The organism is Streptomyces sp. NPDC048623 (genome assembly GCF_040650755.1).
Taxonomy (GTDB): domain Bacteria; phylum Actinomycetota; class Actinomycetes; order Streptomycetales; family Streptomycetaceae; genus Streptomyces.
On sequence record NZ_JBEZHV010000013.1, the window covers coordinates 180378 to 201510 of the forward strand.

A 21133-nucleotide genomic window follows, 5' to 3' on the forward strand; every position below is an offset into this window, starting at 1 on the left:
GGGTCCGGAAGGACCCCTGGACGGGCCCCTGGGGACCCCTTCGGGAAAAGGTTCGTGAAGTTCTTCACAAGGAAATGGGCCCTGTGGGAGCCGTCTGAGGGTCTTTGGTCCCTCCGAGGGGGTCCTCAGGGCCCTTTCGCAGGCGTGGGCGGCGATTCGCTCGATGTTTCCTTCGTGTGAACGTGCCCTGCGGTTCAGCGTTAAGGAAGGCTCTCCGGACCAGTTCACAAGGGGTGAACAACGTTCCCCAGTGCACTGTGGTTCCTTTGCTGGATCATGATCTCGGTCACGTGGGCGGCGGAGTGTAACACTGGTATCCCGGAACCTTGTGAAGGGGCGCACGAGCCACCCCCTCGGAGGGGGTGGATACTCGGATGCATGAGCACCACGGAGCGTCCCAGGATCCTCGTAGTAGGCGGCGGGTACGTAGGCCTGTACGCAGCTCGGCGCATCCTCAAGAAGATGCGCTATGCGGAGGCGACCGTCACGGTCGTCGACCCGCGGTCGTACATGACCTACCAGCCCTTCCTCCCCGAAGCCGCCGCCGGCAGCATCTCCCCGCGTCACGTCGTCGTCCCGCTGCGACGCGTCGTGCGCGGAGCGGAGGTGCTCACCGGCCGGGTCACCACCATCGACCAGGACCGCAAGGTCGCCACGATCGCGCCGCTCGTCGGCGAGGCGTACGAGCTGCCGTTCGACTACCTGGTCATTGCGATGGGTGCCGTCTCCCGCACCTTCCCGATCCCCGGTCTCGCCGAGCAGGGCATCGGCATGAAGGGCATCGAGGAGGCCATCGGCCTGCGCAACCACGTCCTCGAGCAGCTCGACAAGGCCGACTCGACGACCGACGAGGAGGTCCGCCGCAAGGCGCTGACCTTCGTCTTCGTGGGCGGCGGCTTCGCCGGCGCGGAGACCATCGGCGAGGTCGAGGACATGGCCCGCGACGCGGCGAAGTACTACACCAACGTGAAGCGCGAGGACATGCGCTTCATCCTGGTCGACGCCGCCGACAAGATCCTTCCCGAGGTCGGCCCGAAGCTCGGCCAGTACGGCAAGGAGCACCTTGAGGGCCGCGGCATCGAGATCTACCTCTCGACGTCGATGGACTCCTGCGTCGACGGCCACGTCGTGCTGAAGAACGGCCTTGAGGTCGACTCCAACACGATCGTCTGGACCGCCGGTGTGAAGCCGAACCCGGCGCTCGCCCGTTTCGGTCTGCCGCTCGGCCCCCGCGGCCACGTGGACACCAACGAGAAGCTCCAGGTCCAGGGCATGGACTACGTCTGGGCCGCGGGCGACAACGCCCAGGTCCCGGACGTGGCCGCGATCAAGGCCGGCGTCCCGGCCGAGCGCGCCTGGTGCCCGCCGAACGCCCAGCACGCGCTGCGTCAGGCGAAGGTCCTCGGCGACAACGTGGTGGCCGGCATGCGCGGCTTCCCGCAGAAGGAGTACTCGCACTCCAACAAGGGCGCCGTCGCGGGTCTCGGCCTGCACAAGGGCGTCGCGATGATCGTCATGGGCAAGATGAAGATCAAGCTCAAGGGCCGGCTCGCCTGGTACATGCACCGTGGCTACCACGGCATGGCCATGCCGACCTGGAACCGCAAGATCCGCATCTTCGCCGACTGGACCCTGGGCATGTTCCTCAAGCGTGAGGTCGTCTCCCTCGGTGCCATGGAGACCCCGCGCGAGGAGTTCTACGAGGCGGCCAAGCCCGCCCCGGCGCCCGCCGCCGCGGCCCCGGCCCCGGAGAAGGCCAAGGCCTCCTGACCTCGTAGGTCCCCACAGCAGTACCCCACAGAAGTACCCGTAGTACACGCAAGGCCGTAAAAGGGCCGTCCGCCATCCGTGGTGCGGACGGCCCTTCGCGTGTTTTTCACGGTGTTTACGCATGTGTGGGGATGGCTTCGCCTACCGACGGTGTTCTCCTGGTGACAGGCATTTCTGGGGCACGAGATCACGGAGGTGTTGCACCATGGCCGACGCCGCGTCGCGGCTGACCGCCCTTGCCGAGGACGTCCTGGGAGCGAGGCTCCCGGTGCGGCTGCGGGCCTGGGACGGCAGCGAAGCTGGGCCCGCGGACGGCCCCGTACTGATCGTGCGCGAGCGCCGTGCGCTGCGGCGGCTGCTGTGGAAGCCGGGCGAGCTGGGGCTCGCCCGGGCCTGGGTGGCCGGCGAGATCGATGTCGAAGGCGACCTCTACGCGGTCCTGGACCGGCTCGCCGGGCTCCTGTGGGAGCGCACCGATGAGACCCGCGGCGCCCTGGAGACCGTACGCGACCCGAAGGTCAGGGCGGCCGCGAAGGCGATGCTCAGGCTGGCGGGCCCGTTCCCGCCGCCGAAGCCGCCGGCAGAGGAGATCCGCGGCCGCAGCGGCGCCCGGCACAGCAGGCGCCGCGACAAACAGGCGATCAGCCACCACTACGACGTGGGCAACGAGTTCTACGCGCTGGTCCTCGGCCCGTCGATGGTCTACTCGTGCGCCTACTGGACGGACACGGGCACCCTTGAGGACGCCCAGCGCGACAAGCTCGACCTGATCGCCCGCAAGCTGGGCCTCAAGGAGGGCGACCGGCTGCTCGACGTGGGCTGCGGCTGGGGCTCGATGGCCATCCACGCGGCGAAGGAGTACGGCGCGCGGGTCGTCGGCATCACCCTCTCCCGCGAGCAGGCCGCGTACGCCCGCAAGCGGATCGCCGACGAGGGCCTGACCGACCGGATCGAGATCCGGGTCCAGGACTACCGGGACGTCACCGACGGGCCGTTCGACGCGATCTCCTCGATCGGCATGGCCGAGCACGTCGGGGCGGTGCAGTACCGGGAGTACGCGGACATACTGCACCGGCTCCTGAAGCCGGGCGGGCGGCTGCTCAACCACCAGATCGCCCGCCGCCCGGAGGCCGACGAGGACGCGTACCACGTGGACCCGTTCATCGACGCGTACGTGTTCCCGGACGGCGAACTGGCCCCGATGGGCCGCACCCTGACGACCCTGGAGGAAGCCGGGTTCGAGGTGCGGGACGTCGACGTGCTCCGCGAGCACTACGCGCTGACGCTGCGCCGCTGGGTCGCCAACCTGGAGGCGCACTGGGACGAGGCGGTCCGGCTGACCTCGCCCGGCCGGGCGAGGATCTGGCGCCTGTACATGGCGGCCTCGGCGGTCTCCTTCGAGCGCAACCGGATCGGCGTCAACCAGTTCCTGGCGGTGAAGACCCCGGTCTCGGGCGCGAGCGGGCTGCCGCTGCGGTCGCGGGAGTGGACGGAGGCGTAGGACGGCGTACGCGGGAGGGCCGGGCTCCCCCAGGGGAGCCCGGCCCTCGGCGCACCACGCGTGCGCTACTCGGCCTTGATCGCGGCCAGCATGTTCAGCTTCGCCGCGCTGCGCGCCGGCCACAGCGAGGCGAGGACGCCGACCAGTCCGGCGAGGAGCACGAAGATCCCGATCCGGCCCCAGGGCAGGACCAGCGCGTAGTCCGGCAGGCTGCTCTTCAGGGTCTCGCCGATCGCCCAGCCCAGGAACGAGCCGAGGGCGATGCCGACCACCGCGCCGAACAGCGAGATGACCACGGCCTCCAGACGCACCATCCGCTTCACCCGGCGCCGGTCGAGACCGATCGCCCGCAGCATGCCGATCTCCTGCTGCCGCTCGAACACCGACATCGCCAGCGTGTTGACGACACCGAGCACCGCGATGATCAGGGCCATCGCGAGCAGGCCGTACATGATGTTCAGCATCATGTTGATGGCGCCGCCGAACATGTCGCGGATGTCCTTCTGGTCCATCACCGTGATGGCCGGGTTGTCGCCGAGCGACTTCATCACGGCCTTCTCGGCCGCGGCCGACGGGCCGCCGTCCATCTTCACGAAGATCTGCGGGATGTACGGCTTGGGGTCGTGCGCGTTCAGCACCTTGGTGTCCAGGAGGAGCGGCGAGACGAACTCGCCGGCCTCGTAGACCGCGCCGACCGTCAGCGTGCCCTTCTTCTTGTCGGTGAACTCCACCGGCAGCGTCGAGCCGACCTTCCAGCCCCGCTTCGCGGAGGTCTTGTCGTCGACCGCGACCTTGCCCTCGGCGAGGGTGGCGAGCGAGCCGTCGACGACCTTGAGGTTGAGGACCTTCTCGACGTCGCCGGGGGTGACGCCGGAGACGGAGGCGAAGTGGCCCTGCATGTCGAGCCAGCCGGCCTGCTGCGGGGAGACCGCGGTGGCGCCCGGGGCCTTCCGCACCGCGTCGAGCGCGGCCTGGCTGAGGCCCTCGCCGCTCGCCATGGTGATCAGGTAGTCGGCCTTGATCTGGTCCGTCGTCATCCGGTCGACGGCCGCGCCGACCGAGACGCCGAGCACCGAGAGACCGGTGACCAGGGTGAGGCCGATGGCGAGCGCGGAGCCGGTGGCGCCGGTGCGGCGCGGGTTGCGGACCGCGTTCTGGCCGGCCAGCGTGCCGGCCACGCCGAAGGCCTTGAGGACCGGGCGGGACAGGGCGATCACGGGGCGGGCGAGCAGCGGGATCAGCACGATCACGCCGATGAGGGCCAGGAAGGCACCGCCGGCGATCACCATCCGGCCGTTGTCGCCGCCCTGGGAGGCGCCGAAGGCGATGGCTCCCCCGCCGAGGGCGGTGATGATCCCGCCGACGGTGTTGCGCACGACCAGGGACTTGGTGGTGGCGACCGCGTGGACGCTGCCCATCGCGGCGACCGGCGGGATCTTCGCGGCGCGACCGGCCGGCACGAAGGCGGCCAGCATCGTGACGAAGACGCCGACGACGAGCGCCGAGATCAGCGGGGTGGCGCCGACGACCAGGTCACCGGCGGGGACCTTGAGATCGAAGGCGTCCATGCCGGAGCGCAGTCCGGCGGCGAGTCCGATGCCGAGCACGAAGCCGACGGCCGAGGCGACCAGGCCGACCAGACCGGCCTCCATGAGCACGGAGTAGATGATCTGCTTGCGCGAGGCGCCGACGGCGCGCATCAGCGCGAGTTCCTTGGTGCGCTGGGCGACCAGCATCGTGAAGGTGTTGGAGATCAGGAAGATGCCGACGAAGAGCGAGATGGCGGCGAACCCGAGCAGCATCTTCTTGATGTCGCTCAGACCGTTCTCGATGTCCTTCGCCTGCTCGTCGGCGAGCTGCTTGCCGGTCTGGGCGTCCGCGGTGTCGCCGACGACCGGCTTCACGGCGGCGAGGATCTTGTCGGCGTCGGCGCCCGGCTTCGCGGTCACGGTGATGTCGAGGAAGTGCCCCGGCTTCAGGTACCGCTTCTGCGCGACCGCGGTGTCGAACAGGACCAGGCTGCCGCCCGCGTTGACGGCGCCGTCCTCGGTGGTGAAGACACCGGCGAGGGTGTACGTCTCGACGGGGCCGTTGGTGGCCACCCGGACCTGGTCGCCGACCTGGTAGCCGCCCTTGCCGGCGGTCTCCTTGTCGAGCGCGATCTCGTCGTCCTTCGCCGGGCCGTCGCCGGCGGTGAAGGTGTACGCGGCGTCCTTGCCGTCCTTGCCGGGCGAGAAGTTGGTGCCCTTGTTGGACCAGCCGGCGCCGATCAGCTTGCCGTCCTTGTCCGGCACGCCGGCGAAGCCGCTCACGCGACCGGTGGCGGAGGCGACGCCGTCGAGCGCGGCGATCTTCTGCCGGGTCTGCTCGGACAGGCCGGGCGTGGCGTTCGGGTCCTTCTGGTTCGGCGCGGCGGTGACGGCCACGGCGACGTCGTCGTAACTCTTGGCCGACTGGTTGCGGAAGGCGTTGGAGAGGGTGTCGGTGAAGACCAGGGTGCCGGAGACGAAGGCCACGCCGAGCATGACGGCGAGCACGGTCATCAGCAGCCTGGCCTTGTGCGCGAGCACATTGCGCAGGGCGGTACGGAACATGACGGGTCCTGGGGTGTGTCCCGGGCGGCGCCTGAGGCGCGCGGCGCGCGGGAGGGGTCGGAAGAGCGAGGGCGGTACGGCCCGTGGGCGTGGGTGCGGGCGCGTGGCGGCGCCGGCCGTACCGGTTCGGATCCGGTTCCGGCCGCGGCCGACGGGATCGCGGGGGCCGGGCTCGCGGGGGTCGGGGGCGGAGCCCCGGAGGTGGGCGAGGCGGCGCGGCCGCCTCGGCTCAGCTCGTACGGCCCTTCGCGTCGAAGGCCTTCATGCGGTCGAGCACGCCGTCCGCCGTCGGGTGGAGCATCTCGTCGACGACCCGGCCGTCCGCCAGGAAGATCACGCGGTCCGCGTAGGAGGCGGCGACCGGGTCGTGGGTCACCATCACCACGGTCTGGCCGAGTTCGCGCACCGAGTTGCGCAGGAAGCCGAGGACCTCGGCGCCGGAGCGCGAGTCGAGGTTTCCGGTCGGCTCGTCACCGAAGATGATCTCGGGCTTGGAGGCGAGCGCGCGGGCCACGGCCACCCGCTGCTGCTGGCCGCCGGAGAGCTGCGCCGGGCGGTGGCTGAGCCGGCCGGACAGGCCGATCATGTCGATGACCTGCTGCACCCACTGCTTGTCGGGCCTGCGGCCCGCGATGTCCATCGGCAGCGTGATGTTCTCCAGGGCCGTCAGCGTCGGCAGCAGGTTGAACGCCTGGAAGATGAAGCCGATCTTGTCCCGGCGCAGCTGGGTGAGCTGCTTGTCCCTGAGGGTGCCGAGCTCGGTGTCACCGATCCGGACCGAGCCGGAGGAGAAGGAGTCGAGGCCCGCGACGCAGTGCATCAGGGTCGACTTGCCGGAGCCGGACGGGCCCATGATCGCGGTGAACTCGCCCTGTCCGAAGGCGACGCTGACCCGGTCGAGGGCGACCACCTGGGTCTCGCCCTGTCCGTAGACCTTGCTGAGGTCGGTGGCGCGGGCGGCCACCGCGGTCGAGCGGTGCACGGTGGGGGTGGTGGTCACGAGGGCGACTCCTGTCACTGCGACGAATCGGGAACCACTCCATCGTGTCGGGCGTTGAAGCCCGGGACGTCCGTCCACGTGCCCGTTCGAGTGGCCCTCTGGAGTCGGACCGGGATACCGCCCCGTCATCCTGAGGTATGACCGCGACCCTGAGACGGGAGAGGGAGGGCGGAGCCGGTCGGGGGCCCGGTCGGGGACCCGCTTACGGGCCCACCGCGGGGGCGCCGCAGGGCCGCCGTGGAGGTGACGGAGTCGGGCCGCGACGGCGGCGAGTTTTCGTCAATCCACCCCCCGCGTCTTTGCCGGCGCGACCCAGGTCACACTTCGTCACATGGCCCCCACCTGCGCTGACACACCCTCAGGCGTCAATAAAATAAGACAACATCGAGCCATCGTTCGACTGAACGGGCGACGGGCCCCGATAGGCTCCTGTGCCAACGCGGAGCTTCGCGCACGCCCGGATGGTGGAATGCAGACACGGCGAGCTTAAACCTCGCTGGCCTTCGGGCCGTACCGGTTCGAATCCGGTTCCGGGCACTTCTGGCGGCACGTCTCGGCAGGCTCCCGCTCGTCGCCGCGTGCGACACGATCGTATAAAGATCCTCCCCGAGCACGAGGGAGTTCCTTTTGCCTTCCTATTACTCTTGTCGCAAGGCCGCGCTGTGCGGCCATGGAGGAGTGAGATGAGGAGCAGCAACCCGGTCTTCTCGCGACGGGGGTTCAGCCGCGACAACGCCTACGCGGGCGCGCAGCAGCCGCAGGCCGGGGGCAACCCGTACGCGACCGGCAACCCCTACGCCCAGCCCCAGCAGGGTGCGGCGAACCCGTACGCGACCAACCCGTACGCGCCGCAGGACGCCCAGTTCGGCGCGCCGCAGCAGGTGCGCGGCAATGTGATGACGATCGACGACGTGGTCAGCCGTACGGCGATGACGCTCGGCACCGTCGTCGTGACCGCCGTGCTGTCCTGGCTGCTGCTGCCGGTCGACCCGGCGAACGTGAACAAGTCGTACGCCATCGGCGTCGGCGCGGGTCTGGTGGCGCTCGTCCTGTCGCTCATCCAGTCCTTCAAGCGCAAGCCGGTCCCGGCGCTGATCCTGGCCTACGCGGCCTTCGAGGGCGTCTTCCTCGGTGTGATCTCCGCCGCCGTCTCGACGTACATCGCGGACGGCGTGGTCGCCCAGGCGGTGCTCGGCACCATGGCGGTCTTCGCCGGTGTGCTGATCGCGTACAAGATGGGCTGGATCCGTGTCACCCGCCGTTTCTACGGCTTCGTGATCGCGGCCGCGATCGGCTTCGTGCTGCTGATGGCGGTCAACCTGCTGTTCGCCGTCATCGGCGGCGGTGACGGCCTCGGCTTCCGCAGCGGCGGCCTCGGCATCGCGTTCGGTGTCATCGGCATCATCCTGGGCGCCTGCTTCCTGGCCCTGGACTTCAAGCAGGTCGAGGACGGCATCACGTACGGCGCTCCGCGCGAGGAGTCCTGGCTGGCGGCCTTCGGCCTCACCATGACCCTGGTGTGGATCTACATGGAGTTCCTGCGTCTGCTGTCGATCCTTCAGGGCGACGACTGACGCATCGCACGACCTGGGAAGGGCCCGTCCGGCATCCGCCGGGCGGGCCCTTCCGCGTTTTGAGTGGGATGGCCTCAGTCCACGTACGCGTCGAGCAGGACCCGGGCAGCGTCCTTGGCCTGGGAGGCAGGCTCCGAGGTGCCGTTGATGCCGGCCACCACCATCGCGCCGTTGGCGAGCAGGGCCAGCTGGTCGGCGAGGGCGGGCGGGGCGTTCATGGCCTTGGTCTGCTCGGCGAAGTAGTCCCGCAGGGCCGCCTTGTGGCCGCGGGCGATCTCGGCGATGTCGGGGGAGATGCCGCCCATCTCGCCGAAGGTGTTGATGAAGGCGCAGCCCCGGAAGGCGGGGTCGGCGAACCAGGCGCCGAGGTAGTCGAAGACCGCGAGCGCGCGCTGGTACGGGTTGGTGGCGTGGGTGGCGCCATGGGCGGCGATGGCCTCGCGCACCGCCGTGTCGCGGCGTTTGAGCACCGCCCAGACCAGGTGGTCCTTGGACGGGAAGAGCTGGTAGAGGCGCTTGAGGGAGATCCCTGAGGCGCTGCGGATGGCGTCCATGCCGACGGCCTGGACGCCTTTCTCGTCGAACAGCTTCTCGGCCGTCTCCAGGAGCTTCAGCTCCGCGGTGTCCGCGTCCATCACCGATCACTCCTCGGAAGGCGGCTTGCATGGAGAACCATCGTTCTCCTACTCTACAGGGCATGGGGAGAACGATCGTTCTCCCTCGACCGGGGAGGTCCCATGTCCGCATTCGCCCTGCGCGCCCGCACCGAGACCGTCGACGGTCTGGAGGTCTTCTACCGGGAGGCCGGCGACCCGTCCAGGCCCACCCTGGTGCTGCTGCACGGCTTCCCGAGCAGCTCGCACATGTACCGGGGCCTGATGGCCGCGCTCGCCGACTCGTACCACCTCATCGCGCCCGACCACATCGGCTTCGGCGCCTCCGCCGCGCCCGCCGTGGACGCCTTCGACTACAGCTTCGACCAGCTCACCGAGATCACCCTGAAGCTGCTCGACCGGATCGGCGCGGACCGCTTCGCGCTCTACATCCAGGACTACGGCGCGCCCATCGGCCTGCGCATCGCCGCCCGGCACCCCGAGCGGATCACCGCGATCGTCACCCAGAGCGGCAACGCCTACCTGGAGGGCTTCACGCCCTTCTGGGACGTCCTGTTCGCCCACGCCAAGGACCGGAAGGCCAACGAGGACGGCGTACGGGCGCTGCTCACGCCCGAGGCCACCCGCTGGCAGTACACCCACGGCGTCCCGGCCGCCCGGCTCGACCGGATCGGCCCGGAGACCTGGACCCTCGACCAGGCGGGCCTCGACCGGCCGGGCAACCAGGAGATCCAGCTCCAGCTGTTCTGGGACTACCAGTTCAACCTGGACGGCTACCCGGCCTTCCAGGAGTACTTCCGCACCCACCGGCCCCCGCTGCTCGCCGCCTGGGGCCGCCACGACGAGATCTTCGGCCCGGCCGGCGCCGAGGCCTTCGCCCGCGACCTGCCGGACGCCGAGATCCATCTCCTCGACGCCGGGCACTTCGCCCTGGAGACGCACGGCGAGGAGATCGCGGAGCTGGTCCGCGACTTCCTCGGCCGGCACGTCGGGAAGTGAGCCGCTGCGGTTCCGCCGCCACGGTCTACAGCATGCGGCGGGCGGCTCTCCGCAGGTCGTACTCGTGGATGATCGCCTTGGCGTGCCCGTAGGCGAGCCCGTGCTCGCCGCGCAGCCAGCTGACCTTCTCTTCGAAGCGGACGAGCGAGGGGCCGTCCTCGACGGCCTTCAGCCAGTCGGAGATCTCACGACCGGTGCAACGGGGGATGCGGGCCAGCAGATTGCGATGGGTCTCTTCGGAGAATGCGTGGGACATCGGCGCCTCCGGACGCGTTGTGCCTGTGCTCCTTCACGCCACCGTGCCCGAGCGTTCGCCTGTTGGCAATGGTCCCCGGACGGCGCGTAGGGTCGCGGAGTGCGCGATACGACCGAACTGACCGCCGCCGCCGAGCGCTTCGCCGACCGGCTGCGCGCCGCCCCGCAGAGCCGCCTCCAGCGCGGCGCGGCCGCCGAAGGGCTCGCTCTGGCCAGGGAGTTGGCCGCCCGGGCGCAGCGTCTCGAGAACCCGGAACGGGAGCCGCGGATCATGCCCGACGCGGGCGTGTTCGCGGTCGCCGACCAACTCGCGGTCGCCGCCGCGGATCTGGCCGAAAGCATGCGTACGGCCCCGGCAGGAGCCCCGGGCGGGGACCTGGACGAGGCCGTGGAACTCGTACGGGCGGCGGAGGCGCGGTCGGGGCTCTGACGCCCGCCGCGGCTCGCGGCGGCCTTCGGCGCCGCAGGCGGGGCCGGGCCGGGTTCGCGGCCTGGGGCTCGCCGGACCGCCGTCAGGCATTCCCGTGCCCGCCATCGGGCCCGTGCTGAGGCTCGCGGGACCGCCGTCAGGCGCCCCCGCTTCCGCCCGCCGGGGTCACATGCTGGCGATCACGCGGTCCGCGAGGATGTACACGTTGTCCTCGGGGGCCTCGCCGCACGAGAAGGTCAGGGCGTAGGCGCCGGAGACGCCCGAGCCGCCGAGGAGGACCGGGGTGCGGCCGGTGCGCAGGGCCTCGGCGAGGCGCTCGGCGGTCTCGCGGTGGCCCGGGGTCATGCACAGCGTGGTGCCGTCGGCGAAGACGTACACGTCGAGGGTGCCCAGCGGGCCCGGACGCACGTCGGTGAGCGCCGTACGGGTGTCGGCCAGCTCCTCCAGGCGCGCCACCGTGCGCTCGTGGTCGGTGACCACGGGCGTGCGGACCGGCACGAAGTCGGGGTGCGACGGGTGGCGGCGGCGGGCCGCGGCCAGCTCGGGGGAGTCCTCCGGGTGGTCGCCGGCCCCGGTGAGCTCGCCGGCGCGCTCACCGGCGGCGGTCAGCTCGGGGAACTCGTCGAGCGCGCCGAAGGTGTCGAACGTGTCGAAGACGTCCAGCGGGTCCTGCCCGACGCCGCCCGGGACCTCCCGGCCGTCGAGCGCGGCGGCCTCCGCCTCCATGGCCTCCAGGGCCATCGCCTCCAGGCCCACGAAGTCGGCCTGCCGCGGGACGAAGTACGGGCCCTCCTCGGCCGGGCCGGCCACGCCGCCGAGCAGCGACGGGGCGTCGGCGGCGTCCCGGGCCTCCTGCGCGGCCCAGAAGGCGCGCGCCTCGGCCAGCTCCCGCTCGCGCTCCTCGGCCAGCGCCTCGGCGACCGCGGCCCGTATCTCGGCGGCGGGCGTCTGACGGGCCTGGGGAACGGTCGCCGCACCCTGCGCGCTTGCGATATCGCCACGCAGTGCGATGATCTGCTTACGGAGGGCGTGCGCGGAGTGCAGGGCCGCGGCGCCCACGGCCGTGGCAGCGGCGGTGGTCACCAGCAGGGCAAGAGACAGAGCGCTCACTGACGTACTCCCGATTCGAGTCGATCCCCCGACTTCCTACATCAGAGTGACCTGAGGTGGTGCGGGCTGTCAGTGCATTACGTCACGAAATGGACAGGTATTTCCACTCGACGTTTAGCACCAGAACCCCTGTGACCTGGGAAAACGACTCTCCCCCGGGATGTATGTCACATCCTGGGGGAGATTCGGTCACGGCTTGGACGCGAGGGGTTAGCTCAGGCGCTCGATGACCATGGCCATGCCCTGGCCGCCGCCCACGCACATGGTCTCCAGACCGAACTGCTTGTCGTGGAACTGGAGGCTGTTGATCAGGGTGCCGGTCAGGCGGGCACCGGTCATGCCGAAGGGGTGGCCGACGGCGATGGCGCCACCGTTGACGTTGACCTTGTCCAGGTCGAAGCCGAGGTCGCGGTAGGACGGGATGACCTGCGCGGCGAAGGCCTCGTTGATCTCGACCAGGTCGATGTCGCTCGCGGTGAGACCGGCGCGCTTGAGGGCCTGGTTCGACGCCTCGACCGGGCCGAGGCCCATGATCTCGGGGGAGAGGCCGGAGACGCCGGTGGAGACGATCCGGGCCAGCGGCGTCAGGCCGAGCTCGCGCGCCTTGGTGTCGGACATGATCACGAGCGCGGCGGCGCCGTCGTTCAGCGGGCAGCAGTTGGCGGCGGTGACCAGGCCGTCGGGGCGGAAGACCGGCTTGAGGCCGGAGACGCCCTCCAGGGTGACGCCGGCGCGCGGGCCGTCGTCCTTCGACACGACCGTGCCGTCCGGGAGCGTCACCGGGGTGATCTCGCGCTCCCAGAAGCCGTTCTTGATGGCCTGCTCGGCCAGGTTCTGCGAGCGGACGCCGAACTCGTCCATGTCCTGGCGGGTGATGCCCTTCCAGCGCGCCAGGTTCTCGGCGGTCTGGCCCATGGCGATGTACGCGTCGGGGACCAGGCCGTCCTCGCGCGGGTCGTGCCAGGTGGAGCCCTCGGAGGCGGCGACCTCGGCGGTGCGGGCCTCGGCCTCGGCGAAGAGCGGGTTGTGCGTGTCGGGCAGCGAGTCCGAGTTGCCCTTCACGAAGCGGGACACCATCTCGACACCGGCCGAGAGGAAGACGTCGCCCTCGCCCGCCTTGATCGCGTGCATGGCCATGCGGGAGGTCTGCAGCGAGGAGGAGCAGTAGCGGGTGACGGTGCAGCCGGGGAGGTGGTCCATGCCCATCTGCACGGCCACGATGCGGCCCAGGTTGTTGCCCTGCTCACCGCCGGGCAGACCGCAGCCGAGCATCAGGTCGTCGATGTCGCGCGGGTCCAGCTCGGGGACCTTGGCGAGGGCGGCCTGGATGATCGTGGCGGTCAGGTCGTCGGGCCGCAGGTCCTTCAGGGAGCCCTTGAAGGCCCGGCCGATCGGCGAGCGGGCGGTCGAGACGATGACGGCTTCGGGCATCACGGCTCCAGGAGGTGCGGAGGGGGCGGAGAGGGCGGACAGAAAGGGAAGTTACCTGCACGTACCGCGCGGGTCACCGCCCACGGTGTGTGATGCGGGCCTCTTTTCTAAGCGCCCGCTCAGTCCTGAGGGAGTGGCGCGGAGGTGTCCCGCTGTCCATTGTCCTGCCCGCGTTCCTCCGGCAGTACGGGCTCCGCCCCCGGTTCCGCCGCCGGTTCCGCCCCCGGTTCCGTCCCCGGCTCCACTCCCGGTGTCGCGGACGCCCCCGGCACCGGCAGCCTCCGCCGCCTGCGGTGCTTGAGCAGCGCCCACGGCGCCCGGGCCGCCGTGACCTCGGTGCCGGCCTCCTTCGCCGCCTCGGCCGCCGCCTTCGCCACCGGCAGCATGTTCTCGTGCCGCGCCACGTCGAGACGGTCGGCCTCCGGCCACACCCCGAGCGCCGCGCAGACCGTCGGAAGCACCGCCATCGCCGCCGTCGCGTACCCCTCGGCCGAGGGGTGGAAGTTGTCGATGCCGAACATCTCGCGCGGGTTCTCCGCGAACTCCGGGCCGAGCAGGTCGCCGAGCGACACCGTCCGTCCGCCCTGCTCGACCACCACGATCGTCTGCGCCGCCGCGAGCTGGCGCGAGGCCCGCCGGGCCAGCCAGCGCAGCGGCTGGTAGACCGGCTCGATCGTGCCGAGATCAGGGCAGGTGCCGACCACCACCTCCGTTCCCGCCGTGCGCAGCCGCCGCACCGCCGCGGCCAGGCAGCGCACCGACTGGGTCGCCGGCATCCGGTGGGTGACGTCGTTCGCGCCGATCATGATCACGCATACGTCCGGCGGCCCGGCCGGCGCCGCGAGCAGCAGCGACACCTGCCGCTCCAGGTCGTCCGAGCGCGCCCCGGACAGGGCCACGTTCCGCAGGTCCACCGGGCGCTCCGTCACCGCCGCGAGCCCCGAGGCGATCAGCGCCCCCGGGGTCTGCCCGGCGCGCCGCACCCCCTGCCCGGCCGCCGTGGAATCACCCAGAAGGGCCAGTCGCAGCGGCTCCTCGGAGCCGTACTCCCGCCCGTACCGTCCGTCCGATCCGGGCGGCAGCGGCGCCACCCCGCCCCCGACCGACTTCTTGGCCAGTGCGACCTCGGCCAGGAGCACCCCGACGGCCGCCACACCGAGCAGGCCGATGCTCCCGCCGCCGTACGCCGCACCCGCCGCGATCCGCCGCGCCACCCTCGCCCTGGACATCCGGGCCGCCACCTCCTTCAGGCTTCAGGCGTCCGGCTCGGGACGTCCCCTTCAGGCCGTATCCGAGCCGTCTCGGTTACTCCTGCCCCGTAACCGGCTCCGGCTACGCATTCCACGGAATACGCTGGCAGCACCATTACGGAGACCCCGGAGATTACGGTGCAATTCCACGACTCGATGATCAGCCTCGTCGGCAACACCCCGCTGGTGAAGCTCAACAGCGTCACGGCCGGCATCCAGGCGACCGTCCTGGCCAAGGTCGAGTACTTCAACCCGGGCGGGTCGGTCAAGGACCGCATCGCCCTGCGCATGATCGAGGCGGCCGAGGAGAGCGGTGAGCTCAAGCCCGGCGGCACCATCGTCGAGCCCACGTCCGGCAACACCGGCGTCGGCCTGGCGATCGTGGCCCAGCAGAAGGGCTACAAGTGCATCTTCGTCTGCCCGGACAAGGTGTCCACGGACAAGATCAACGTGCTGCGTGCCTACGGTGCCGAGGTCGTCGTCTGCCCGACGGCCGTCGACCCGGAGCACCCGGACTCGTACTACAACGTGTCGGACCGGCTCGTCCGCGAGACCCCGGGCGCCTGGAAGCCCGACCAGTACTCGAACCCGAACAACCCGCGCTCGCACTACGAGTCCACCGGTCCCGAGCTGTGGGAGCAGACGGAGGGGAAGATCACCCACTTCGTCGCGGGCGTCGGCACCGGCGGCACCATCTCCGGCACCGGCCGCTACCTGAAGGACGCCTCCGAGGGGCGTGTCCAGGTCATCGGCGCCGACCCCGAGGGCTCGGTCTACTCCGGCGGCTCGGGCCGTCCGTACCTGGTCGAGGGCGTCGGTGAGGACTTCTGGCCCACCGCCTACGACCGCACCGTCGCCGACCGGATCGTCGCGGTCTCCGACAAGGACTCCTTCCAGATGACCCGCCGCCTCGCCAAGGAGGAGGGCCTGCTCGTCGGCGGCTCCTGCGGCATGGCGGTCGTCGCGGCCCTGGAGGTCGCCAAGGACCTCGGCCCCGAGGACGTCGTGGTCGTGCTGCTGCCGGACTCCGGCCGCGGCTACCTGTCGAAGATCTTCAACGACGAGTGGATGGCCGACTACGGCTTCCTGGAGGACACCTCCTCCGCCACCGTCGCCGACGTCCTCGTCCACAAGTCGGGCGACGTTCCCTCGCTCGTCCACATGCACCCGGACGAGACCGTCGGCCAGGCCATCGAGGTGCTGCGCGAGTACGGCGTTTCCCAGATGCCGATCGTGAAGCCGGGCGCCGGCCACCCCGACGTGATGGCTGCCGAGGTCGTCGGCTCCGTCGTCGAGCGCGAGCTGCTGAGCGCGCTCTTCACCCAGAAGGCCGCCCTGGACGACCCGCTGGAGGACCACATGTCCGCCCCGCTGCCGCAGGTCGGCTCGGGCGAGCCGGTGGCCGACCTCATGTCGGTGCTTGGCGACGCGGACGCCGCGATCGTCCTGGTCGAGGGCAAGCCGACCGGTGTGGTCAGCCGCCAGGACCTGCTGGCCTTCCTCGCCGCGAGCGGCGGCACCAAGCAGCAGCACTGACCCGCTGACCTGCCGGCCCGCTGACCTGCCGGCCCGCTGACCTGTCGGCCCGCTGACCTGCGGGGACCTGCCGGCCCCGCCGGGCCGGCCAGGTGCGCGGGTGCGCGCGGGTACGTTCGCGCAAACGGTACGAGCGCGACACGTACCCGCAGCACCCCCTTAACAAGAGGGCTGCAGAGTATGACCCATCGGCGTCACGGACCTCCGGAGCGGCTCCCGGACCTCCAGGCAACGCCGTCGGACGCGGACCGGCCCTGACCCGGGCCCGTGTCCCTCGCGGGGACCGCCGTCGTCCCGCCCCCCGGTTTCGGGGGTGCGGCGGTCCCCGCGCAATCCTCTTCCCGTGATCTCCTTCCGTGGTCCCTCTCCTTGCCTGTCTGCATATCTTCATGCAGAGTTCCAGGTGAGTGAATAGACGGACAGGCGGAAGGGGGACGGCAGGCATGAGCGACAGCCCGGCCGGACGGCTGCAGGCGCTCTTCGAAGGGCACCGGCTGACACCCACCCAGCGGCGCATCGCGCACTGCATGGTGCGGCGCGCCGCCGACGTGCCGTTCCTGTCCAGCGTCGAGCTGGCCGAGCTCGCCGGCGTCAGCCAGCCCTCCGTGACCCGCTTCGCCGTGGCCCTCGGCTTCGACGGCTACCCGGCGCTGCGCAAGCACCTGCGCGACAGCGTGCCCGCGGTCGCCGAGGAGCACGCCGCCCACAACGAGTACCAGCAGGCCGTGCTCGGCGAGATCGAGAACCTCAGGCACCTCGCCGAGCTGCTCGCCGACCCCACCCCGGTCGAGCGGGCCGGCCGCCTCCTCGCCGCCTCGCGTCCGCTGCCCGTCCTCGGGCTGCGCGCCGCCTCCTCGCAGGCCCGCGGCTTCGCGTACTTCGCCGGCAAGGTGCACCCCGACGTCCGGCTGCTCGACGAGGGCGGCACGATGCTGGAGGACCGCATCGACGCGGCCGTACGGGCCGGGGCCTCGGCGCTGCTGTGCTTCGCGCTGCCCCGGCACCCGCGCGAGGTCGTCGACGCCCTCGCACACGCGCGTGCGGCCGGTCTGACGGTGGTGACCGTCGCGGAGTCCGCGTTCGCGCCCGTCGCCGTCCACAGCGACCTGCTCATCCCGGCCGCCGTCGGCACCGGTCTGGCCTTCGACACCGCGTGCGGGCCCATGCTGCTCGGCCGGGTGCTCCTGGAGGCCATGGCGGACGAGCTGCCGGACGCGCAGGCGCGCCTGGAGGAGTTCGACGCCAAGGCGGCGGCGCGCGGCCTCTTCGTGGACTAGGACCAGGACCAGGACCAGGAACCCCGTACGGGGCCTCCCAGGTGCCTTCCTGGCGGCCTTCGGGCCTCAGGAGCGGCTCTCGACCGCCCGCGCCAGATCGTCCAGGTCCTTGCCGAGCGCCCGCGCCACCGCCCGCCCGCCGAAGCGGGCGAGAAGCCGCGTGAGCGCTCCCGGTCTGCGGTCGAGGGCGGGGCGGGCCGTGAAGGTCATCCGGAGCACGGTCGCGGTGGCGGCGGCCGCCGGGCCCTCGGGGCGCAGGGTGAGCTCGGAGACGTAGTGCATGCCGTGCGAGTCGGCGACCGTGACGTACCGCTCGGGCGGTTCGCAGACGGTGACCGTCATCTCCTCGGTGGCGGTCCTGCCCAGCATCCGCCGGGTCTCGCGCCAGCGGGTGCCCACCGCGAAGCCGCCCTCGGTGAGCACCTCGACCTTCTCGACGCCCGAGAGCAGCCGCGGCAGCTCGGGCAGATCGGTGATCGACTCCCAGACGCGGCCGGGCGATGCGGCCACACGGCGTTCCACGACGACGGAGGTGCTGCCGGCTGTCATGGCTCCATGGGAGCATCCGGCGCCGGTCCGCGCATCGGTTCGCACGCCGATTCGCGTACTGGTTCGCGCACGGCTCCGTGCACCGGTTCGCGTACGAGCGCGTCGGCCCGGGCGCCGCCGGACTCGGCCACGATCTCGTCGAGGGTCTGGGCGGTGCGCACGGTCGCGAAGACGATGCCGCCGTCGTCCGTCGGGGTGAATCCGTGCACGGCGGGGCGGGGCAGGCTGTTGTACGCGTAGTGGTGGGCGAAGTAGTACGCGCCGGTGTCCGGCACGGCCACCACGTCGCCGGGGCGCAGCGGCGGCAGGGCGCGGCCGGTGGCGAGCAGGTCCCCGGCGAAGCAGGCGGGCCCGGCGACGTCCTGGACGACGGCCGGTTCGCCGGTGCGGGGGCGGCCCTCGGCGTCGTACGCGAGGATCCGCAGCGGCCAGGACTCGGGGGCGTAGACGGTGCGGGTGGCGAGCTGGACGCCGGCGTGGGTGACGGCGATGGGGCGGCCGCCGGAGGTCTTGGTGTACTCGACGCGGGCGAGGACGGTGCCGTGCTTGGCGAGCAGCGAGCGCCCGAACTCGGTGACCAGCGCGTACCGCCCGTCGAGCAGTCCGGGCACGGTGGCGGCGAGCAGTTCCGCGTACTCGGCGTAGGTGGGGGTCTCCTCGTCGGAGGCGAAGTTGACCGGCAGGCCGCCGCCGAGGTCGAGGGTGTCGATCTGCTGCCGGCCGGCCTTGGTGTTGATCTCCTCGGCGAGCGCGTACACCGCCCCGACGCCCTCGGCCATCAGGGCGAGCGGGATGCCCTGGGAGCCGGTGTGGGTGTGCAGGCGGGTGAGCCAGGGACGGTCGAGGTACGCCTGGACGACGGCCTCGCGGGCGCCTTCGTCGCGCAGCGCCACGCCGAACTTGGAGGTCGGGGTCGCGGTGGAGAGCGCGCCGATGGAACCGGCGCCGACCTGCGGATTCACCCGCAGTCCGAGCGACGAGGCGGTGGGCGCGGAGCGGACGAGGGTGTCGAGCCGGGCCAGTTCCTGGAGGTTGTCGGCGTTGACGGCGATGCCGAGGGCGAGGGCCTGGCGCAGTTCGGCGGGGGTCTTGGCGGGGGAGTCGAGGACGGTACGGGACGGGGGGACCCCGGCGGCGCGGGCCAGGGCCAGTTCGCCGGGGCTGGCCACCTCGACGCCGAGTCCCGCCTCGTACAGGAGCCGGAGTACGGGGACGAGCGGGCAGGCCTTGACGGCGAAGGCGTGCAGCACGGGCGCGTCGGTGACGGCGGCGAAAGCACTGGTCAGGGCGGCGGCGGAGGCGCGGATGCCGGTGGTGTCGAGGAGCGCGGTGACGGGCTCGGCGGGGGAGAGGAGGCCCTGCTCGACGGCGGCGCGGACGGCCCGGTCACGCGCCTGTTCCCGAGGGGTGGAAGCCATGGGTCCAACCATGAATCCATCCCACCATCGGGTGGGAGACCGGCGCAGCTGTTGACTAAGACTATTCAGCCGGTCAGGATGTGAATATCTGAACCACATTCGAGGAGGCACCGCCATGTCAGGACCCCGACCCGTACGGGCACCGCGCGGTACGGAACTGAGCGCCCTGGGATGGCAGCAGGAAGCCGCCCTCCGGATGCTCCAGAACAACCTCGACCCCGAGGTCGCCGAGCACCCCGACAAGCTCGTCGTCTACGGCGGCACCGGCAAGGCCGCCCGCGACTGGCGCTCCTTCGACGCCATGGTCCGCACGCTGAAGACCCTCAAGCAGGACGAGACCATGCTGGTCCAGTCCGGCCGCCCGGTCGGCGTCATGCAGACCCACGAGTGGGCCCCGCGCGTCCTCATCGCCAACTCCAACCTGGTCGGCGACTGGGCCAACTGGGAGGAGTTCCGGCGCCTTGAGGCCCTCGGCCTCACCATGTACGGCCAGATGACCGCCGGCTCCTGGATCTACATCGGCACCCAGGGCATCCTCCAGGGCACCTACGAGACCTTCGCCGCCGTCGCCGCGAAGAAGTTCAACGGCACCCTGGCCGGGACGATCACCCTCACCGCCGGCCTCGGCGGCATGGGCGGCGCCCAGCCGCTCGCCGTCACCATGAACGACGGCGTCGCCATCTGCATCGACTGCGACCCGCGCGCCATCGAGCGCCGCATCGAGCACCGCTACCTGGACGTCAAGGCCGACAACCTGGCCCACGCCCTCCAGCTCGCCACCGAGGCCCGCGACGCCCGCCGCCCGCTCTCCATCGGCCTCCTCGGCAACGCCGCCGAGCTGCTCCCGCAGATGCTCGCCGAGGGCGCGCCGATCGACATCGTGACGGACCAGACCTCCGCCCACGACCCGCTGTCGTACCTCCCCGTCGGCTTGGCCTTCGAGGACATGGCCGACGCCGCCGCCAAGGACCCGGCCGGCTTCACACAGCGCTCCCGCGAGTCGATGGCCAGGCACGTCGAGGCCATGGTCGGCTTCATGGACGCCGGCGCCGAGGTCTTCGACTACGGCAACTCGATCCGCGGCGAGGCCCAGCTGGCCGGCTACGACCGCGCCTTCGCCTTCCCCGGCTTCGTCCCTGCCTACATCCGCCCGCTGTTCTGCGAGGGCAAGGGCCCGTTCCGCTGGGCCGCCCTGTCCGGCGAGGCCTCCGACATCCACAAGACGGACAAGGCGATCCTCGACCTCTTCCCCGAGAACGAGTCCCTGCACCGCTGGATCAAGATGGCCGGCGAGCGCGTCCACTTCCAGGGCCTGCCCGCCCGCATCTGCTGGCTCGGCCAGGGCGAGCGCGACAAGGCCGGTGCCATGTTCAACGACATGGTCGCCGACGGCACCCTCGCCGCCCCGCTGGCCATCGGCCGCGACCACCTCGACTGCGGCTCGGTGGCCTCCCCGTACCGCGAGACCGAGGCCATGCGCGACGGCTCCGACGCCATCGCGGACTGGCCGCTGCTCAACGCCATGGTCAACGTCGCCTCCGGCGCCTCCTGGGTCTCCATCCACCACGGCGGCGGCGTCGGCATGGGCCGCTCCATCCACGCCGGCCAGGTCTCGGTGGCCGACGGCACCAAGCTCGCCGGCGAGAAGATCCGCCGCGTGCTGACGAACGACCCGGGCATGGGCGTCATCCGCCACGTCGACGCCGGCTACGAGATCGCCGAGCGGGTCGCCGACGAGAAGGGCGTCCGCGTCCCGATGCGCGAGGGTGACGACGCGTGACCTCGTCCCACGACGCCCCCGCCGAGGCGCCCCGCGGCTCCGTCC

At 71.3% G+C, this 21133-nt stretch carries 17 protein-coding genes and 1 tRNA gene; 9 read left to right on the top strand and 9 right to left on the bottom strand.

Annotation, left to right across the window (positions count from 1 at the left end):
• The first annotated feature begins 378 nt into the window (after positions 1 to 378).
• Positions 379 to 1770, top strand: coding sequence for an NAD(P)/FAD-dependent oxidoreductase (locus AB0C73_RS20600; protein ID WP_362531924.1), 1392 nt, complete (start codon positions 379 to 381; stop codon positions 1768 to 1770).
• Positions 1771 to 1975: 205 nt separating this feature from the next.
• Complete coding sequence (locus AB0C73_RS20605; protein WP_362531926.1) at positions 1976 to 3271, top strand: cyclopropane-fatty-acyl-phospholipid synthase family protein; 1296 nt, start codon at positions 1976 to 1978, stop codon at positions 3269 to 3271.
• A 65-nt stretch (positions 3272 to 3336) separates the two neighbouring features.
• Here AB0C73_RS20605 and AB0C73_RS20610 read toward each other — a convergent pair whose 3' ends face one another.
• Entirely contained in the window at positions 3337 to 5865 is a 2529-nt protein-coding gene (locus AB0C73_RS20610; RefSeq protein ID WP_362531929.1) for an ABC transporter permease, read from the bottom strand.
• 229 nt (positions 5866 to 6094) lie between these two features.
• Positions 6095 to 6865, bottom strand: a complete 771-nt coding sequence (locus AB0C73_RS20615) for an ABC transporter ATP-binding protein (RefSeq protein ID WP_362531931.1) — start codon at positions 6863 to 6865, stop codon at positions 6095 to 6097.
• A 455-nt stretch (positions 6866 to 7320) separates the two neighbouring features.
• Here AB0C73_RS20615 and AB0C73_RS20620 point away from each other — a divergent pair.
• Both AB0C73_RS20620 and AB0C73_RS20625 read left to right on the top strand, forming a co-directional pair.
• Positions 7321 to 7402, top strand: a tRNA-Leu gene (locus AB0C73_RS20620).
• A gap of 146 nt (positions 7403 to 7548) precedes the next feature.
• Complete coding sequence (locus AB0C73_RS20625) at positions 7549 to 8439, top strand: Bax inhibitor-1/YccA family protein (protein WP_362531934.1); 891 nt, start codon at positions 7549 to 7551, stop codon at positions 8437 to 8439.
• Between the two features lie 74 nt (positions 8440 to 8513).
• Here the strand turns inward: AB0C73_RS20625 and AB0C73_RS20630 are convergent, their stop codons facing one another.
• Entirely contained in the window at positions 8514 to 9074 is a 561-nt protein-coding gene (locus AB0C73_RS20630) for a TetR/AcrR family transcriptional regulator (protein WP_362531936.1), read from the bottom strand.
• 102 nt (positions 9075 to 9176) lie between these two features.
• Here AB0C73_RS20630 and AB0C73_RS20635 point away from each other — a divergent pair, with 102 nt between their 5' ends.
• On the top strand, positions 9177 to 10052 hold the full coding sequence (locus tag AB0C73_RS20635) for an alpha/beta hydrolase (protein WP_362531938.1): 876 nt from the start codon (positions 9177 to 9179) through the stop codon (positions 10050 to 10052).
• Positions 10053 to 10077: 25 nt separating this feature from the next.
• On the opposite strand, the gene AB0C73_RS20640 is transcribed toward AB0C73_RS20635, so the two are convergent.
• Positions 10078 to 10308, bottom strand: a complete 231-nt coding sequence (locus AB0C73_RS20640) for a DUF4287 domain-containing protein (protein ID WP_362531940.1) — start codon at positions 10306 to 10308, stop codon at positions 10078 to 10080.
• A 99-nt stretch (positions 10309 to 10407) separates the two neighbouring features.
• Here AB0C73_RS20640 and AB0C73_RS20645 point away from each other — a divergent pair, with 99 nt between their 5' ends.
• Positions 10408 to 10737 carry a hypothetical protein gene (locus tag AB0C73_RS20645; RefSeq protein WP_362531943.1) on the top strand — a complete coding sequence of 110 codons (330 nt, stop codon included), beginning with the start codon at positions 10408 to 10410 and terminating at the stop codon, positions 10735 to 10737.
• A 165-nt stretch (positions 10738 to 10902) separates the two neighbouring features.
• Here AB0C73_RS20645 and AB0C73_RS20650 read toward each other — a convergent pair whose 3' ends face one another.
• The 3 genes from AB0C73_RS20650 to AB0C73_RS20660 form a co-directional block, all read right to left on the bottom strand.
• Positions 10903 to 11847 carry a hypothetical protein gene (locus AB0C73_RS20650; RefSeq protein ID WP_362531945.1) on the bottom strand — a complete coding sequence of 315 codons (945 nt, stop codon included), beginning with the start codon at positions 11845 to 11847 and terminating at the stop codon, positions 10903 to 10905.
• Between the two features lie 210 nt (positions 11848 to 12057).
• Positions 12058 to 13278 carry an acetyl-CoA C-acetyltransferase gene (locus tag AB0C73_RS20655; RefSeq protein WP_362531948.1) on the bottom strand — a complete coding sequence of 407 codons (1221 nt, stop codon included), beginning with the start codon at positions 13276 to 13278 and terminating at the stop codon, positions 12058 to 12060.
• Positions 13279 to 13397: 119 nt separating this feature from the next.
• Positions 13398 to 14507, bottom strand: coding sequence for an SGNH/GDSL hydrolase family protein (locus tag AB0C73_RS20660; RefSeq protein WP_362531950.1), 1110 nt, complete (start codon positions 14505 to 14507; stop codon positions 13398 to 13400).
• A 159-nt stretch (positions 14508 to 14666) separates the two neighbouring features.
• On the opposite strand from AB0C73_RS20660, the gene AB0C73_RS20665 reads away from it, so the two are divergent.
• Together AB0C73_RS20665 and AB0C73_RS20670 are read left to right on the top strand one after the other, a co-directional pair.
• Positions 14667 to 16064: a cystathionine beta-synthase gene (locus AB0C73_RS20665; protein ID WP_362531953.1), complete on the top strand. Its 1398-nt coding sequence runs from the start codon at positions 14667 to 14669 to the stop codon at positions 16062 to 16064.
• A 443-nt stretch (positions 16065 to 16507) separates the two neighbouring features.
• Complete coding sequence (locus AB0C73_RS20670; protein ID WP_362531955.1) at positions 16508 to 17341, top strand: MurR/RpiR family transcriptional regulator; 834 nt, start codon at positions 16508 to 16510, stop codon at positions 17339 to 17341.
• A gap of 66 nt (positions 17342 to 17407) precedes the next feature.
• Here the strand turns inward: AB0C73_RS20670 and AB0C73_RS20675 are convergent, their stop codons facing one another.
• Together AB0C73_RS20675 and AB0C73_RS20680 are read right to left on the bottom strand one after the other, a co-directional pair.
• Entirely contained in the window at positions 17408 to 17890 is a 483-nt protein-coding gene (locus tag AB0C73_RS20675; protein ID WP_362531958.1) for an SRPBCC family protein, read from the bottom strand.
• Complete coding sequence (locus AB0C73_RS20680) at positions 17887 to 19308, bottom strand: diaminopimelate decarboxylase (protein WP_362531961.1); 1422 nt, start codon at positions 19306 to 19308, stop codon at positions 17887 to 17889. Before AB0C73_RS20680 ends, AB0C73_RS20675 begins: the two co-directional genes overlap by 4 nt.
• Before the next feature lie 115 nt (positions 19309 to 19423).
• On the opposite strand from AB0C73_RS20680, the gene hutU reads away from it, so the two are divergent.
• Entirely contained in the window at positions 19424 to 21088 is a 1665-nt protein-coding gene (hutU, locus tag AB0C73_RS20685) for a urocanate hydratase (RefSeq protein ID WP_362531964.1), read from the top strand.
• Positions 21089 to 21133 lie beyond the last annotated feature (45 nt).

What these genes read in the sequence shown, in the direction of transcription:
- AB0C73_RS20600 (WP_362531924.1), top strand. Translation starts at nt 379, where the DNA reads ATGAGCACCACGGAGCGTCCCAGGATCCTCGTAGTAGGCGGCGGGTAC.
- AB0C73_RS20605 (WP_362531926.1), top strand. Translation starts at nt 1,976, where the DNA reads ATGGCCGACGCCGCGTCGCGGCTGACCGCCCTTGCCGAGGACGTCCTG.
- AB0C73_RS20610 (WP_362531929.1), bottom strand. Translation starts at nt 5,865, where the DNA reads ATGTTCCGTACCGCCCTGCGCAATGTGCTCGCGCACAAGGCCAGGCTG.
- AB0C73_RS20625 (WP_362531934.1), top strand. Translation starts at nt 7,549, where the DNA reads ATGAGGAGCAGCAACCCGGTCTTCTCGCGACGGGGGTTCAGCCGCGAC.
- AB0C73_RS20630 (WP_362531936.1), bottom strand. Translation starts at nt 9,074, where the DNA reads ATGGACGCGGACACCGCGGAGCTGAAGCTCCTGGAGACGGCCGAGAAG.
- AB0C73_RS20635 (WP_362531938.1), top strand. Translation starts at nt 9,177, where the DNA reads ATGTCCGCATTCGCCCTGCGCGCCCGCACCGAGACCGTCGACGGTCTG.
- AB0C73_RS20640 (WP_362531940.1), bottom strand. Translation starts at nt 10,308, where the DNA reads ATGTCCCACGCATTCTCCGAAGAGACCCATCGCAATCTGCTGGCCCGC.
- AB0C73_RS20655 (WP_362531948.1), bottom strand. Translation starts at nt 13,278, where the DNA reads ATGCCCGAAGCCGTCATCGTCTCGACCGCCCGCTCGCCGATCGGCCGG.
- AB0C73_RS20660 (WP_362531950.1), bottom strand. Translation starts at nt 14,507, where the DNA reads ATGTCCAGGGCGAGGGTGGCGCGGCGGATCGCGGCGGGTGCGGCGTAC.
- AB0C73_RS20670 (WP_362531955.1), top strand. Translation starts at nt 16,508, where the DNA reads ATGAGCGACAGCCCGGCCGGACGGCTGCAGGCGCTCTTCGAAGGGCAC.
- AB0C73_RS20675 (WP_362531958.1), bottom strand. Translation starts at nt 17,890, where the DNA reads ATGACAGCCGGCAGCACCTCCGTCGTCGTGGAACGCCGTGTGGCCGCA.
- AB0C73_RS20680 (WP_362531961.1), bottom strand. Translation starts at nt 19,308, where the DNA reads ATGGCTTCCACCCCTCGGGAACAGGCGCGTGACCGGGCCGTCCGCGCC.
- hutU (WP_362531964.1), top strand. Translation starts at nt 19,424, where the DNA reads ATGTCAGGACCCCGACCCGTACGGGCACCGCGCGGTACGGAACTGAGC.